Origin of the sequence: Litoribacter ruber (genome assembly GCF_018500185.1) — a bacterium.
Classification (GTDB): domain Bacteria; phylum Bacteroidota; class Bacteroidia; order Cytophagales; family Cyclobacteriaceae; genus Litoribacter; species Litoribacter ruber.
This window is the reverse complement of the sequence record NZ_JAHBGI010000005.1, coordinates 164319-179953: the sequence shown is the minus strand read 5'-3', so window position 1 is coordinate 179953 and position 15635 is coordinate 164319. Positions and strand designations below refer to the sequence as shown.

At 45.3% G+C, this 15635-nt stretch carries 13 protein-coding genes; 11 read left to right on the top strand and 2 right to left on the bottom strand.

Annotated elements, in window-relative coordinates:
- Positions 1 to 66: 66 nt before the first annotated feature.
- Entirely contained in the window at positions 67 to 1110 is a 1044-nt protein-coding gene (locus KIH41_RS09270; RefSeq protein ID WP_214162207.1) for a PorP/SprF family type IX secretion system membrane protein, read from the top strand.
- Between the two features lie 12 nt (positions 1111 to 1122).
- Entirely contained in the window at positions 1123 to 2355 is a 1233-nt protein-coding gene (locus tag KIH41_RS09265; protein ID WP_214162206.1) for a M48 family metallopeptidase, read from the top strand.
- Here the strand turns inward: KIH41_RS09265 and KIH41_RS09260 are convergent.
- Both KIH41_RS09260 and KIH41_RS09255 read right to left on the bottom strand, forming a co-directional pair.
- A complete protein-coding gene (locus tag KIH41_RS09260; protein ID WP_213944810.1) occupies positions 2352 to 3413 on the bottom strand; it encodes an NAD(P)H-dependent glycerol-3-phosphate dehydrogenase in 1062 nt (353 codons plus the stop codon). The two genes, KIH41_RS09265 and KIH41_RS09260, sit on opposite strands and share 4 nt — an antisense overlap.
- Positions 3391 to 5088, bottom strand: a complete 1698-nt coding sequence (locus KIH41_RS09255; protein ID WP_213944811.1) for a 1-acyl-sn-glycerol-3-phosphate acyltransferase — start codon at positions 5086 to 5088, stop codon at positions 3391 to 3393. The genes KIH41_RS09260 and KIH41_RS09255 overlap by 23 nt, the downstream gene beginning before the upstream one ends.
- A gap of 172 nt (positions 5089 to 5260) precedes the next feature.
- On the opposite strand from KIH41_RS09255, the gene KIH41_RS09250 reads away from it, so the two are divergent.
- The 9 genes from KIH41_RS09250 to KIH41_RS09210 all read left to right on the top strand — a co-directional run bounded on the left by KIH41_RS09250 (position 5261) and on the right by KIH41_RS09210 (position 15621).
- Entirely contained in the window at positions 5261 to 6235 is a 975-nt protein-coding gene (locus tag KIH41_RS09250) for a polyprenyl synthetase family protein (protein ID WP_214162205.1), read from the top strand.
- A gap of 363 nt (positions 6236 to 6598) precedes the next feature.
- On the top strand, positions 6599 to 7048 hold the full coding sequence (locus tag KIH41_RS09245) for a division/cell wall cluster transcriptional repressor MraZ (RefSeq protein ID WP_214162204.1): 450 nt from the start codon (positions 6599 to 6601) through the stop codon (positions 7046 to 7048).
- On the top strand, positions 7045 to 7953 hold the full coding sequence (rsmH, locus tag KIH41_RS09240; protein ID WP_214162203.1) for a 16S rRNA (cytosine(1402)-N(4))-methyltransferase RsmH: 909 nt from the start codon (positions 7045 to 7047) through the stop codon (positions 7951 to 7953). Before KIH41_RS09245 ends, rsmH begins: the two co-directional genes overlap by 4 nt.
- On the top strand, positions 7946 to 8332 hold the full coding sequence (locus KIH41_RS09235) for an FtsL-like putative cell division protein (RefSeq protein ID WP_213944815.1): 387 nt from the start codon (positions 7946 to 7948) through the stop codon (positions 8330 to 8332). Before rsmH ends, KIH41_RS09235 begins: the two co-directional genes overlap by 8 nt.
- Positions 8329 to 10431 (top strand): penicillin-binding protein, encoded by a 2103-nt coding sequence (locus KIH41_RS09230; protein ID WP_214162202.1) that lies wholly within the window; start codon positions 8329 to 8331, stop codon positions 10429 to 10431. Before KIH41_RS09235 ends, KIH41_RS09230 begins: the two co-directional genes overlap by 4 nt.
- Entirely contained in the window at positions 10431 to 11894 is a 1464-nt protein-coding gene (locus tag KIH41_RS09225) for a UDP-N-acetylmuramoyl-L-alanyl-D-glutamate--2,6-diaminopimelate ligase (protein WP_214162201.1), read from the top strand. Before KIH41_RS09230 ends, KIH41_RS09225 begins: the two co-directional genes overlap by 1 nt.
- A gap of 3 nt (positions 11895 to 11897) precedes the next feature.
- Positions 11898 to 13109, top strand: a complete 1212-nt coding sequence (gene mraY, locus KIH41_RS09220) for a phospho-N-acetylmuramoyl-pentapeptide-transferase (RefSeq protein ID WP_213944818.1) — start codon at positions 11898 to 11900, stop codon at positions 13107 to 13109.
- Entirely contained in the window at positions 13106 to 14458 is a 1353-nt protein-coding gene (murD, locus tag KIH41_RS09215) for a UDP-N-acetylmuramoyl-L-alanine--D-glutamate ligase (protein ID WP_214162200.1), read from the top strand. Before mraY ends, murD begins: the two co-directional genes overlap by 4 nt.
- Positions 14458 to 15621 carry an FtsW/RodA/SpoVE family cell cycle protein gene (locus KIH41_RS09210; RefSeq protein WP_214162199.1) on the top strand — a complete coding sequence of 388 codons (1164 nt, stop codon included), beginning with the start codon at positions 14458 to 14460 and terminating at the stop codon, positions 15619 to 15621. The genes murD and KIH41_RS09210 overlap by 1 nt, the downstream gene beginning before the upstream one ends.
- The last annotated feature ends 14 nt before the right edge of the window (positions 15622 to 15635 follow it).

Here is a 15635-nt window from a genome sequence, read left to right as displayed (position 1 = left end):
AATAAAACACCCGAATTGGCAAAACGTTTATATAAGCTAGTCATCTTCAAATAAACGAACAAATAATTGTTTAAGTCGCACCTTTATATTGTTTTTTTTACTACCCTGCTCCTCAGCCTTTCCTATCAGGCTTTTGGTCAGGATCCCCAATATAGCCAGTACTATGCTGCCCCGATGTATCTGAATCCCGCCCTTGCCGGGTCGGAACTGACCACCCGCATCGGGCTCAACTACCGCAACCAATGGCCTGGGCTGGACGCTAATTTCAGTACTTTTTCTGCCTATGTGGATACCTATAACGAAAACCTGAACAGTGGTTTTGGCTTCCACATGATGAACGATGTGGAGGGGGCCGCTGGGCTGAGGTCCCTAAGCCTTTCGGGGTTATACTCCTATGAACTCCGTCTTTCTGAAGGGGCTTATTTCCGTCCGGGATTCCAAGCAAGTTATATCCGTAGAGACATAGGTTATTATGAAAATCTGATCTTTGCCAACCAGATAAATCCATCCGATCCATTTGGACCGACCCTTCCGGGGCCCAATGAAGACTTGGGGACACCGGTCAATATGCTTTCCCTTTCTTTTGGGGGGTTGTTTTTTACCGAGAATTTCTGGCTAGGAGGAGCGGCCCATCATGTCAACCAGCCCAACCAATCCTTTTTGGACGGAGTGAGCCCTTTACCTTTAAAATGGTCAGTTCACGGCGGTTATCGCATATCCTTGGGACAGGGGCCCATGAGACAGGATTTCACCCATACTTTTAAGCAACGCTATATCACGCCGACTTTTAATTATAAAAGACAGGGACCGTTTGAACAATTGGACCTCGGGGCGTATTTATATGCAGAACCACTTATTGTGGGTATGTGGTATAGAGGATTGCCTTACAAACCAGTTGAAAGTCAAAGTAACCGTGATGCCATTGTGCTGTTGGTCGGATTTAGTCTGCCAACGGGATTCAATGTAGGTTATAGTTTTGATTACACGGTTTCTCAACTTGGGATCCAGTCGGGAGGAGCACACGAAATTAGTTTGAGCTATATTTTTCCAGATCCAAACCAAGGTAAACCAAGAAGAAGGGACACCATCCTTCCATGCCCCAAGTTTTAATAAAACCTGTGTATGGATCCGGCATTGCTGAAGTACCTTTTGTTAGGTATCATTACGTTGAACCTTATATTTGAAAAGTCCATCAACTGGCTTAATGTCAGGAGGGCCCATTGCTTGGTGCCTAAAACCTTGGAACAGTACCTGAGCCAAGAAAAGGTAACCGAGTCGGAAGAGTACCAAAAGACAAATTACAATTTCGGGCTGATCACGGGCTTATTTACCTACCTTATTACGGCAATCTTCATCCTGTTTGGTTTTTTTGGTGATCTTGACATCTGGCTGCAGGATTTTGTAGGGGAACCGCTCTTGCGGTCTCTTATTTATATCGGCATTCTGTTTATTGGCTCGGATCTGCTCTCTCTTCCTTTTGATTATTACCACACTTTTAAGATTGAGGAAAAGTTTGGCTTCAATAAAACCACCCCCAAAACCTTTTTCTTGGATAAGTTGAAAAGCTACTTGCTTTCCATCACCGTGGGGGGCGTATTGCTCTTAGCCCTCTTTTGGCTGATTCACCAGATAGGAAGTGACTTTTGGTGGATTTTCTGGGCTGTGGCGATGGTGTTTATGCTTGCGGTAAATTTGTTTTACACCGCTTGGGTACTTCCGATTTTCAATAAATTAAGTCCGCTGGAAGAAGGGGAGTTGAAAAACCGTATTCTTGCTTATGCCAATTCCGTGGGGTTTTCACTTGATAATATTTTTGTGGTAGATGGCAGCAAACGGTCCACCAAGGCAAATGCTTTTTTCTCAGGCTTTGGAAGAAGGAAAAAAGTCGTACTGTTTGATACCTTAATCGAGCAACATACGCCGGAGGAGTTGATCGCCGTACTGGCCCACGAAATCGGGCATTACAAAAGAAAGCATATTTGGTACAACCTGCTCACTAGTTCGCTGCAGGTGGGTGTGATGCTTTATATATTGTCTCTGGTGATTTACAACGAAAACATGAGTTTGGCTTTGGGAGGAAACCAACTGGCTATCCATTTGAATCTGATTGGATTTACCATGCTTTTCTCTCCGATTTCCATGCTGTTGGGTGTGGGGTTAAACATGATGAGCCGTAAACATGAATATGAGGCGGATGCTTTTGCCAAAGAAACCTTTGCAGGGCAGCCCCTGGCAGAAGCGCTAAAGACCCTGTCCGTAAAAACCCTCAGCCATTTGAATCCACATCCCTTGTATGTATTTGTCCATTATAGCCACCCGCCTTTATTGAAAAGACTGGCCAAGCTGGAAGGTTAAAGGAAATCAACATCCACGTTGAATGGATATTTCATTAGATACTGCAGGGCTTCTTCCACTTTGAAATTCTCAAAAAGCACCTTATAGAGATTTTCGGTAATCGGCGCCCTCATACCTGTGCTTTCTGCAAAAGTCTTGATTAGCTTCACCGTATTGATCCCCTCTGCCACTTCCTCCATATCGGCTATGATATCCGGCAGTTTTTCTCCATTTGCCAGCCTAAAGCCAACCGTGTAATTTCGGGAAAGTTTAGAGCTACAAGTGGCTACCAAATCCCCGATTCCTGCCAAACCTATGAAAGACTTGGTGCCTCCGCCCAAAGCTTTTCCTAGATAGATCAATTCCACCATGCCTCGGGAAATCAACAATCCTTTGGCATTCTCTCCCAATCCCATGCCGCCAAGTGCACCAGCGGCGATGGCGATGATGTTTTTCAACACCCCACTCAATTCCACGCCGATGATGTCTTGGTTGCCATACACTTGGAAGCGGTCGTTGCGAAGCAGTCGCTGGCCTTCCAAGATTACCTCGTTGTATTTACTGGCAATCACCGTGGCAGCTGGTTGCTTGAGGGATAGTTCTTTGGCAAGGTTGGGCCCGGCAAGACAACCCACCCGCACCACTACGGTTTCGTTGAGGATTACCTCACTCATGGTGGCAATATTGTCCCTTTTGATTCTGTCTACCGTCTCCAAAGTTTTGCCATCGGGCAGGAGTAAGGATAAGCCTTTGGTGCCGTGAATCAAGATATGGTAGGGGTGAAGAAAAGGCGCAAATTGCTGCATCACCTCTCGGAATCCAGATGAGGACACGACAGGAAAGAGGATTTCACATTTTTGGCAAATGTATTCGATATCTGAAGTGGCCTCGATTCTAGGATGCAGGTCTCTTCCTCCTGCCGTATGGCGGGCGTTGATCTCTTCGACCACGTCGGCTTTCCGCGCATATACGATCACCTGGCTTTTTTCGGCCAGCATGTTTGCTATTGCGGTTCCAAAACTTCCAATTCCAATTACTCCAACGGGCTTATTGCTCCTAGAAGAGTTTTTCAAGATCATATCCGTCAAGTCTGTTGTGATAAAAATAAAGGAGGTTCATGTCCTCGGTGATGATGTCGCCATTATCATTCAAGATCAATGGGCGCTTGGAGTGGTAAAGGCCCACATTGCTCAATCCATGTGCGATGATGCCGTCAAGGTCCTGCTTCAAGTGCGGGGCAATATGCACCTTCCCGGCGGCTCTGATTTCCTTGATTCTGTTGAGCACCCGTTCACATTCTGCTCTGAATTGAGCATAAGGGATCACCAAATCCTCTTCCGGCAACCTAAGCAAACTGAACAGGTCAAGTTTCCTGTTTTGGCGTTTGAAGATCTGAAATGCGGTAAAGGCGACCAAATGGCTACTGAACACCCGGTTGATTTTGTGGAATTCCTCAACGATCCGGTTGCCCAGTCTAATTGTATATTGGTCCTCCCGCTGTGTGTCTATGGAGATTTTTCCGTCTGAAACAAAGTAATCACGCGTGTCTATATTTCTACCGTGGCTGTCCAGACTCTTGCCGTCCTTGTCCACATAATTGCCCAAAACATCCATGGCCTTGCCTATGGAGACTGAAATGTCGGAGCCTTTGGTGAAGAACTTTACCAAGAATTTGGCTATTTTGAGCGAGTCAGAGAATTCATCGGTCTCTTGATAGAACCTTTCCTGACCTGTAATCGATAGATGTTCCTGAATCAAACTTGGCGCCTCGAGTACAAAATGGTAATTGATCGTTACCGGGACGATAAATATTTTACCGCTAATGTCATTGAGGTCCTTTTGGTAATTTGCCCGCTGGGCTTCCACGGCAGTGCTGAGTAAGCCAAGTTTTAATTTGGACTCGATTTTCCCACTCCTAGAGCGTGTACCGCCCGGGAAGAACAGGCTATGACAGCCAAACTGTATCGCTTCACTCGAATAGGTTTTGAGCGTTTCGATGTAGGGAAGGTTCTTTTTCCTTCTATCCACCTTGTAGGCACCCAAGGCATTCATGAAATAGCTAAATATCTGGATATTGAACAGGTTGAGGCCTGCTCCATATATATAAGGGGGCATCCCCAAGGTGCTGATGGTCCATCCGATCAGAATGCTGTCCAGATTGGAGAAGTGGGTGGGCACCATAACCACGGTCCCTTTAGAAGCCAGATCCCTTAATTGTTCGGTTTCTCCAATGATCTGGATTTTATCCTGAAGGGTGTATTGGGTACTAAAAAGGGATTTGAAACCTTTTACCCTCGCCGCATTGAGCAATCTCGAAAAACCATAGGTAACCAAGCGCCTGGTCGCTTTGTAATGGCTGTGTTTGAAATTACTGGCAATTTCCTCAGCATATCGGGTGGTGATATCATGAAGAATGTTGTGGTAAGCTGTTTTTTTGTCCTTATTAGAAAGATTGCTTTCGGAGGTCAGGTGTACCATTGCCGATTTCACCTTTGACCAAAACTCATAATCATCCTCCGGATCTACCAACCAGGGGTTCTGTTTGATCCTGAGCTTTTCCCGATACAAAGTCGTTTCCAGTTCCTCCCTCAGTATCTCCATGTTGTTGCCAGTCAGGGCGATAATGCGGTTTCTGGCCGCCAGCGCCACAGCTTTGATAAACTCCTTTCGGTGTTTGCTGAGCTTCACGACGGGCCATTCGTCTTTTTGGGGAAGGATTGGGGCGTACTTATGCTTTATGTAATCGTCAGTCAAGGATCTCTAGTTTAAACGATTCAAAGATAATGAAAAATAGTTTCCTATCTAAGGAGGATCAATCTGAAGAAACTATCAGCGGGTATCTGGGTTTATGATTTTGCCAACATATTACCGAAGGTCATTTTGTCAATGAAGTAATAGGTTGTATTATTGCATCTTCAAACCATCGATGAAGCCGGATTTAAAGCAAATACAAGCCCCGATCGCCACGGAAATGGACGATTTTGAGAAGAAGTTTCGAACCTTTATGAAAAGTAAGGTGAAACTTCTCGATCATATCACCGGCTATATCGTAAAGCGAAAGGGCAAGCAGATGCGGCCCATGTTTGTTTTTTTAACTGCCGGAGTATCAGGTGGGATTACCGAATCATCTTACCGCGGCGCCGCCCTAATCGAGCTTCTCCACACCGCGACCCTCGTCCATGATGATGTGGTGGATGATGCCAATTACCGGAGAGGTTTTTTTTCCGTCAATGCTCTTTGGAAAAACAAGATTGCCGTACTGGTGGGGGACTACCTGCTTTCACGCGGGCTGCTGCTCAGTGTGGACAATGGTGATTTTGGTCTCCTTCAGATCGTGAGCCGCGCGGTAAGGGAGATGAGCGAAGGGGAATTGCTGCAGATTGCCAAAGCCAGAAAGCTTGACATCACCGAAGACGTTTATTATACCATCATCAAACAAAAAACCGCCAGCCTGATTGCCGCTTGTTGTGCAGTGGGTGCTTCTACTGCTGGTGTGGGTGCCGATCAGGTCGAGCAGATGCGGCTGTTTGGGGAAAAAATCGGGATGGCCTTTCAGATCAAGGATGACCTTTTTGATTATGGAAAAGATGAAGTAGGCAAACCTGTGGGTATCGACATCAAGGAAAAGAAAATGACCTTGCCTTTGATCTTTGCTTTGGAAAAGGCCTCCTGGATGGAAAAGAAAAAGATCATTTACCTTATCCGGAATAAAAACGAGGACAAGAAGTCTGTCAACAAAGTAATTGACTTTGTAAAGGCTTCTGGAGGTTTGGAGTATGCCGAAAGTGTGATGAACCGGTACTATGAAGAGGCCCTGGAAATTCTTGCGGCTTTCCCTCCATCAGAATACAAAACTTCACTCGAAGCCCTAGTCGAGTATACCATTCAAAGGAAAAAATAAGTCCGAAGCTGGGATGTTCTCCCACTTTCTCCCCCACTGGAAAAAATATTAATTTTTTTAAGGGAAATTCTCATCCATTCTTTATTTGATAAAAACCACAAATATGGCCTTCAGGCTTTTATTTGGTGGAAAATACAATTTTTTAACCTTATAATTCTAACCATTCTCTGGTGTTTTTGCTCCTGATTCCATTCCTAACTTCATGACCTTCAGAAAATAAGATTAGTAATTATTTGCTGAAAAGTTGTGATAATTCAAACTTTTAGATATTTTTATCAACAAGTGGTAAAAAGTGGGAGAGAGTGGTGGGATGTGTAAATGCTTTTATTACTTTTGTATTTGAAGGAAACTCTAGAAATCTGAATGGCCAATTTTTTATCCACATTCGAATGTAAACTCGACGCCAAGGGACGTCTGGTTTTGCCTGCCAAATTCAAGGCGGCATTGCCAGAGGTGCAAGGGGGTGAGTTGATATTGAATCTGGACAAATCAGGCTGTGTCGAAATCCATGTAGCGAACGATTATCAAAGAAGAATTGGGGCCAAAATCTCCAACCTTGATGAGTTTGACCCTAAGGCAAAAGCCTTGAGAAGAGTCTTGATGGCCAGGGTTTCTGAAGTGGAGCTAGATAGTGCCGGAAGAATGTTGGTGCCGAAAAACGTATTGGTTCATGCAGAGATCGATCGCGAAGCGGTATTGGTAGGAGTAGGCAGATATATTGAAATGTGGAGTCCTGAGCGATTCAAAGAGTCACAAAATAGTCTTTCTGAAGAAGAAGAGGCAGAACTGATAGCAAAATATTTATCACAATGAGTGAGCAAGTGTACCATATTCCCGTGATGTTGCAGCAATGCATCGAAGGCCTGGCCATCGATCCTAATGGGATTTATGTGGACTTGACTTTTGGCGGTGGAGGGCATTCCAAAGAAATATTGAAGCACTTGGACAAAGGACATCTTTACGGGTTTGATCAAGATCCTGATGCTGAGCGGAATGTGCCAAATAGTCCAGATTTCACCTTCGTAGCGGCCAATTTCCGCGATTTGAAGCGTTATTTAAGACTACATGGGGTGAAGCAGGTTGATGGGATATTGGCCGATTTGGGCATTTCATCTTATCAAATCGATGAGCCTACCCGTGGATTTTCCACCAGGTTTGAAGGCACATTGGATATGAGGATGAACAAGTCTTCCGAAGTGTCGGCGGCAACGGTTTTGAACACCTACGATGAGGCCCAATTGCACAAGATATTCGGGATATATGGAGAGGTGAAAAACGCCAAGACATTGGCTCAGGCAGTGGTGTCCGAAAGGGCTCAGCGCACATTTGAAACCATAGAGGGATTCAAGCAGCTGTTGCAGAAATTTGCCCCACGAAACAGGGAGTTCAAATATTTTGCACAGGTATTTCAGGCCTTGAGAATTGAGGTGAATGACGAGATGGGGGCGCTGGAAGATATGCTTGAGCAGGCAGTTGAAGTGTTGAAGCCTGAAGGCAGGCTGGTGGTGATGAGCTACCACAGTCTTGAGGATAGAATGGTGAAGAACTTCATCAATAAAGGTAAAATGCATGGAGAGGTGGAAAAGGATTTCTATGGAAACTTGATCCGCCCCCTAGAACCGGTGAGTCGCAAGGCTATAGTAGCAGATCAAGAGGAAATAGCGCGTAACAATCGGGCTAGAAGTGCCAAACTGAGAATCGCGAAGAAAAATGGCTAAGAACACATTTAGGGCAAAAGAGGAAAAAGGCAAAGCTACCAAACGTATTTCGAGTGGCAGCAGCTTGTTCAGTTTCATCGAAAAGAAGCTTGACATCACGGGGTTGATCGGTTATGGCATCCCGGTAAAGCTGGTTCCTCCATTCCTTTATGCGGCCACTTTGGCCTTGATCTATATCTGGAGCAACCATAAAGCTGAAAACACCATACGCGAGATCAATCGGGTCCAACAGGAGGTGGAGGACCTGAGAGCGGATGTCACCACATTGGAGGCCGACTATATGTTTAGCTCAAAGCAATCGGAAGTAGCCAAGAAAATGCAAGCACTGGGAGTCTACGAAATAGATGAGCCTCCTATGAAAATAAAAGTGAAGAAGTGAATATTAAGAAATCCATACTGCTGAGAATAAGATTTGCCTTCCTGGTGGTGGCGATCTTTGCCGGGGTAATCTTTTATAGGATTACCCAAATTCAGTTTGTGGAGGGTGAAGAATGGCGTAAAAAATCTGATGAAGTAAACCTTCAATACAGAACGGTAAAAGCTACGCGTGGGAATATCTACAGCGGTGATGGAAGCCTTTTGGCCACCAGCCTACCTTTCTATAGAGTGGCGCTCGATCCTTCCATTGCAAAGGACGAGGTGTTCAGAAATGGGATCGACAGCTTATCCATAATGCTTTCCAAGCATTATAATGATAAATCCAGAGACTATTATAAGAGGCTGATCAGTGACGCTAGATCCAATAATAAGAAGTATGTGCTTCTAAACCGCAAGCAAATCGGGTATCAGGAGATGCAGGCGATGATGAAATGGCCGATTTTCCGGAATGGAAGAATGGGCGGTGGGGTCATTTTCGAAAAAGTGGAAAAAAGATTCTATCCTTTCAAGGCTCTTGCCGGACGTACCGTGGGCTTTTTGAATGAAGACAACTACGGGGCAGGACTCGAATATTCTTTCAATGCACAGCTTGGCGGAGAAAATGGTGAGGCCCTTTTCCAAAAAATCGCTGGAGGCACTTGGAAGCCCGTGCACGATGCCAATGACATCAAGCCTGAGGACGGATACGATATCGTCACCACTTTGGACGTCAATCTTCAGGATGTGGCTGAGTCAGCCTTGTTGAAGCAGTTGATGAATAAGGATGCTGAATTCGGAAGCGTGATTGTGATGGAAGTGGCTACAGGCCATATCAAGGCCATTGCCAACCTGCAGAAAAACAAAAACGGATACGGTTATGGTGAGCTATATAATTACGCCATAGGCGAGCAAGGACTTACCGAGCCTGGTTCCACATTTAAATTACTTTCCATTATGGCCTTGCTCGAAGAAGGAAAGATTAATTTGAATGATAAAGTGGAGACCGGAAACGGAACCTTCAAGTTTTATGACCGCACTATGCGGGATGTCAAACATGGAGGGTATGGAGAAATAACGATCAGAGAGGCATTTGAGAAATCCTCAAATGTGGGGATTTCCAGACTAGTAGAACAGCACTTTGGCGTGACACCGTCAAAGTTTTTGGATTATGTGGAAAAAGCGGGTATCAACATGCCGATTGACTTTCAGCTAAAAGGTGAAGGTGTTCCTTATTTCAAAAAGCCCGGTTCCAAAAACTGGTATGGGACTACGCTTCCATGGATGTCCATCGGGTATGAAGTGAAGCTTACTCCTTTGCATACCCTGATGCTTTACAATGCGGTGGCGAACAACGGCCGCATGGTCAAGCCGATGATCGTGCAGCAGATTTCCAGAGCCAATGTAGTGGAGCAGGAATTCAAGACAGAAGTGATGAGAAAGAAAATCGCATCTGACAAAACCATCAAGGAATTGCAGTCTCTGTTGGAGGGTGTGGTAGAAAATGGTACGGCTAAGAATATCCGAAATGCGGATTACAAAATCGCTGGAAAAACGGGTACCGCCCAAAAGTTGATTGACGGGCGCTATACACAAAAGTACTATGCATCCTTTGCTGGATATTTTCCTGCTGACAATCCGAAGTATTCAGCGATTGTGGTGATTGATAGCCCTAAAGGTTTCAATGCTTATGGTGGGGATGTTTCTGCACCTGTGTTTAAGGATATTGCCGATAAGATATTTGCTCAAGACCTGAGTTTGAATACAAAAAAATACAAAAATCTGGTGGAGGTAGACCAAAACCAGTTTCCGATGATACAGGCTGGTCTAGCCGAAGAGCTTCAGATGATCTGCTCCAAGTTTGGGCTGACCAACAAATATGAAGGTGGCGAGCGCTGGGTGAAATCTTCGGTGGCCAATTCAGCGATCTATTGGGCACCAAATAATGTAGATGAGCCGATTGTGCCGGACGTGACAGGGATGTCTTTGAGAGATGCGCTGTATGTGTTGGAGAACAAAGGGCTGCGGGTTCAATATTCAGGCAAGGGTAGGGTAAAAAGCCAGTCGCTTTTGGCTGGAGGCAACGTGCCCACAAATGGAATAATAAAATTGACACTGGGTTAATGAAAGTACTTAAGGACATATTATACAAAGCATCGCTTACTTCGGCCATAGGTGATATGGATGTGGAGATTAGCGAAATTGTATTTGACAGCCGCAAGGTTTCTCAAGATTGCGTTTTTGTGGCCATCAGAGGAACCCAGGTTGACGGACATGCCTTCATTGCAAAAGCCATTGATCAAGGGGCAAAAGCCATTGTGTGCCAAGAAATGCCTAGCGAGCATGCTGCCGGCATCACGTATGTGCAGGTGGCAGATTCTGCGAGAGCCCTTGGAGTGATGGCTGCCAACTATTATGAGAGTCCATCTGATAAGTTGAAGATAGTAGCTGTGACCGGTACCAATGGAAAAACCACCACAGCGACCCTTTTACACCAGCTTTTCATGGAGTTGGGCTATGTTACCGGATTGCTGTCAACAGTTGAAAATAAGATAAACGAGGAGGTAATACCATCTACCCATACCACTCCGGATGCCCTGGCCATTAATCAGCTTTTGGCCAAAATGGTGAAGGAGGGATGTACGCATTGCTTCATGGAGGCAAGCAGCCACGCGATTGTGCAGCATAGGATGACCGGGCTGAACTTGACCGGAGCTGTGTTTACCAACATTTCCCATGATCACTTGGATTATCACGGCTCATTTGATGAGTATATCAAGGCCAAAAAGCAGCTTTTTGATGAGTTGCCAAAAGGCGCTTTTGCGCTGACCAATGCTGATGACAAACGTGGTTTGGTGATGCTTCAAAATACAAAAGCAGAAAAGCATTCCTATGCATTGAAATACCCTGCTGAATTCAAGGCCAAAATCCTGAGCAACACGCTTCAGGGGCTTGAGCTGGATATAGATGGAAAGCAGGTATGGCTCAGGATGATTGGTGAGTTCAACGCCTACAATGTTCTGGCGGTGCTGGGTACAGCGGTATTGCTGGGAGAGGAGACGGATGAGGTGCTGATGCAGCTTTCCAAAGTGAGAGGCGCCACCGGGCGTTTCGATCAATTTATCCATAAGGGCATCACCGTAATTGTGGATTACGCCCATACGCCTGATGCGCTGGAAAATGTATTGAAGACCATCCAAGGTGTAAGAGATGGCGGAGAAAATGTAATCACAGTAGTGGGTTGTGGCGGAAACAGAGACAAGGCGAAAAGGCCAGAAATGGCCAAAATAGCCTGTCAGTTCAGCGATAAAGTTATCTTGACTTCTGACAACCCAAGGGATGAGGTTCCAATGGACATCATCCGTGATATGGAAAAAGGAGTCAATCCGATCAACTTCAAAAAAACCATGTTGATCGAAGATAGAAAAGAGGCCATTAAAACGGCTGCCATGTTTGCCGTAAAAGGTGACATTATTCTCATTGCCGGAAAGGGCCATGAAACTTATCAGGAGATTAAAGGCGTGAAATACCCATTTGATGATAGGGAGATCGCGGAAAATTTATTAAAACAGATACACCAAGATTAAGGAATGTTATACCATCTATTTGACTATTTCGACACAGCATTAGATCTACCGGGCGCAGGGGTGTTTCGGTACATCTCATTCCGTGCGGGTATGTCAGCGCTATTCTCATTGATCATCACGATTACCTTCGGACACCATATCATCAACTGGATCCGTAGGCAACAGATCGGAGAAAGCATCCGTGATTTGGGGCTTGAGGGACAGCAGGCCAAAAAAGGCACACCGACCATGGGTGGGTTGATGCTTATGGCCGCTATCATCGTTCCGACATTGCTTTTCGCCAATATTAACAACATTTATATCATTCTTTTGCTGATCACCACTGTGTGGCTGGGAACGATTGGATTCATTGATGACTACATTAAGGTCTTTCAGAAAAACAAGGATGGCCTTGCAGGCAAATTCAAAATCGCCGGCCAAATTGGTATCGGGGTGATTGTGGGAGCTACTCTTTTCTTCCATGAAGATGTGGTGGTTAGAGAGTTTGAAACACCTGTCTCCATTGAGGAAGGCGTGGTGGACACACCGGCTTTTAGAGATGTAAAAGTTGCCAAAACCACCATCCCATTTGTAAAAGGAAACGAGCTGAATTACGAAAGGCTTTTAGGTTTCCTTGGTGATGACCTTACCCCTTACCTATACATTTTGCTCGTGATTTTCATTATCACGGCAGTGTCTAACGGGGCAAACATTACCGATGGGATTGATGGTCTGGCCGCCGGGACCTCGGCCATAATAGGCCTAACCATCGCCATTTTTGCTTATATCAGTGGTAACGCCATTTTCTCACAGTACCTGAATGTGATGTTTATCCCTAACTCAGGCGAGTTGGTGATTTTCTGTGCGGCTTTTGTAGGGGCCTGTGTCGGCTTCCTTTGGTACAATGCTTATCCCGCCCAGGTTTTTATGGGAGATACGGGAAGTTTGATGCTGGGCGGAGTGATTGCGGTGCTATCACTGACCTTAAGAAAAGAGCTTTTGATTCCTGTGCTTTGCGGGATTTTCGTGATTGAAAACCTATCCGTGATCTTACAAGTGTCATATTTTAAATATACAAGAAAGAAATACGGTGAGGGAAGAAGGATATTGTTGATGTCCCCGCTTCACCACCATTATCAGAAAAAGGAAATCCACGAATCCAAGATCGTAACCCGTTTTTGGATTGTGGGGATATTATTGGCCATCATTACATTGGCAACTTTGAAGCTTAGATGATGAATAGGATAGCAATACTTGGAGCAGGTGAAAGCGGCATTGGCGCGGCTCTTTTGGCAAAAGCCAAAGGATACGAGGTCTTTGTATCCGAATTTGCCCTTATCAGCGAGGAGCGCAAGGCTCTGCTCGATGCGAAAGGTATTGCCTATGAGGATGGGGGACATTCTGCGGAAAAGCTCCTTACTTTCCCCGAAGTCATAAAAAGCCCAGGGATTCCTTATGCTGCTCCTATGGTGAAGCAGATTATGGAGAAAGGGATTTCACTTATTGATGAATTGGAGTTTGCTTCCAGGTTCAGCAATGGAAAAGTCATTGCCATCACCGGGACAAACGGAAAAACCACTACCACACTGCTTACTTACCACCTGATGAAAGAAGCGGGAATGGATGTGGGGCTGGCGGGAAATGTCGGAGATAGCTGGGCAAGACAGTTGGTGGATGGTGATCGTGCCTGGTGGGTTTTGGAAGTCAGCAGTTTTCAAATTGATGGATTCAAAAAGCTGAAGCCCCAAGTGGCGGTCATTCTTAATATCACGCCTGATCATTTGGACAGGTATGAGTATAGACTTGAAAATTACATCCATTCTAAGCTCAACTTGGTCAAAAACATGGATAACCAAGGGCATCTGATCTATTTTAAGGAAGATCAATATATTTGGAGAGGTCTAAAGGAGCTTTCTGTACAGGCCAATATCCATCAAATTTCCATTGCTCAAAAAGTGGAAAATGGTGCCTATTTCGATGGTAGCCAGATTCATTATTCCACAGGGAAGGGTTTTCAAATAATTGATACAGCATCTCTTCCCTTAAAAGGGCATCACAACATGGTTAACGTGATGGCTGCAGCTCAGGCGGTGATTGCCGCGGGAGCTGATGAAGAGCGGGCTATGAAGGGGTTGACTACCTTTAAGAATGCCGCCCACAGAATGGAAAAAGTAGCCGAGCTCAACGGGGTGGAATTCATCAATGACAGCAAGGGGACAAATGTAAATGCAACCTATTATACTCTTGCGGCCTACCAGTCAAAGCCAATTATCTGGATTGCTGGAGGTGTGGACAAGGGCAATGATTATAATGAATTGGCAGAAGTAGTGAAAAGCTCGGTAAAAGCTTTGATCTGCCTGGGCAAAGATAACGAGAAACTGAAGTTTGCTTTTGGGCAAATGGTACCTCAAGTTATGGAAACCCAAGAGATGCGCCAAGCCGTGCAAATGGCACAGCAAATAGCACAAGCAGGTGATGTGGTACTATTATCACCAGCCTGCTCCAGCTTCGATCTGTTCAAAAACTATATGGACAGAGGTGAGAAGTTTATTGAAGCGGTAAAGGAAATGGAAACGGTGAAGTGATGGGAACAGTAAAAACATGGATCGACAATAATTTGAAGGGTGACCCTATAATCTGGGGTATAGTAATCCTGTTGTCCATTATCAGTATTCTGGTAGTGTATTCCGCTACTGGTACCCTTGCCTACAAAAAAATGGGAGGCAACACAGAGGCTTACCTGATAAAGCATTCATCGTTGATTCTGGCCAGTTTGTTTGTTATGTGGGGTGCGCACAAGTTGCCATATAAATATTACGCCAAGCTTTCCCTGTTTGCTTTGTGGATATCCATTCCATTGCTAGCATTTACCTATTTCTTTGGCTCCAACGTGAATGAGGCTTCCAGATGGTTGACCATTCCGGTGATCAACCAGGCTTTCCAGCCATCTGATTTGGCCAAACTTGCTTTGATTGCGGCGGTAGCCAGAATGCTTGCCAAAAGGCAAAAAAATATTGAGGATTTCCAGAATACTTTCCTTCCCATCATGATTTGGATAGGAATAATCTGTATGCTGATTGCGATGGCTAACATGTCCACAGCGGTGCTTTTACTTTGTACTTGCCTTTTGTTAATGTTCATTGGCCGGGTGCCTATGAAGTTCATCATGGCGGTGCTTTTGATCGGGGGCTTGGCCCTTACATCGGCCATTTTCCTAGGTCAGAGGGGAAGTACGTTCTTCAGCAGGATTGAGAATTTCGTGACCGGGGATGAAGTTCCCTACCAAGCCGAGCAGTCCTACATAGCCATTGCAAATGGTGGGGTTTTCGGTCTTGGACCGGGTAACAGTGAGCAACGTAACAGACTGCCTCACCCTTACTCCGATTTTATCTTTGCGATCATTATCGAGGAGTACGGATTGGTAGGCGGTGCCGGGGTATTGTTTCTCTACTTGGCCTTGCTCTATAGAGGAATGCGGGTGGTAGCCATCTCTAACAGACCCTTTGGTGGCTTGTTGTCCGCAGGCTTGAGCTTCGCGCTTGTCCTTCAGGCCATGGTCAATATGGCTGTTGCGGTGGGTATTGGGCCGATTACAGGCCTTCCATTGCCACTGTTGAGTATGGGGGGGACATCATTGATATTTACAGGGATTTCCCTTGGAATTATATTGAGTGTAAGCCGTGGAGACCATGAGGATGCCTTCCCGGTAGAAATGAGTACAGCTAGAAATTTTGCCAAAGTAGCCTAAATGACAGAAGCAAG

Bases quoted from the DNA above. Each gene is read 5' to 3' on its own strand.
- mraY (WP_213944818.1), top strand. From the start codon at position 11,898: ATGTTATACCATCTATTTGACTATTTCGACACAGCATTAGATCTACCG.
- KIH41_RS09210 (WP_214162199.1), top strand. From the start codon at position 14,458: ATGGGAACAGTAAAAACATGGATCGACAATAATTTGAAGGGTGACCCT.
- KIH41_RS09250 (WP_214162205.1), top strand. From the start codon at position 5,261: ATGAAGCCGGATTTAAAGCAAATACAAGCCCCGATCGCCACGGAAATG.
- KIH41_RS09265 (WP_214162206.1), top strand. From the start codon at position 1,123: ATGGATCCGGCATTGCTGAAGTACCTTTTGTTAGGTATCATTACGTTG.
- rsmH (WP_214162203.1), top strand. From the start codon at position 7,045: ATGAGTGAGCAAGTGTACCATATTCCCGTGATGTTGCAGCAATGCATC.
- KIH41_RS09260 (WP_213944810.1), bottom strand. From the start codon at position 3,413: ATGATCTTGAAAAACTCTTCTAGGAGCAATAAGCCCGTTGGAGTAATT.
- KIH41_RS09225 (WP_214162201.1), top strand. From the start codon at position 10,431: ATGAAAGTACTTAAGGACATATTATACAAAGCATCGCTTACTTCGGCC.
- KIH41_RS09245 (WP_214162204.1), top strand. From the start codon at position 6,599: ATGGCCAATTTTTTATCCACATTCGAATGTAAACTCGACGCCAAGGGA.
- murD (WP_214162200.1), top strand. From the start codon at position 13,106: ATGATGAATAGGATAGCAATACTTGGAGCAGGTGAAAGCGGCATTGGC.
- KIH41_RS09235 (WP_213944815.1), top strand. From the start codon at position 7,946: ATGGCTAAGAACACATTTAGGGCAAAAGAGGAAAAAGGCAAAGCTACC.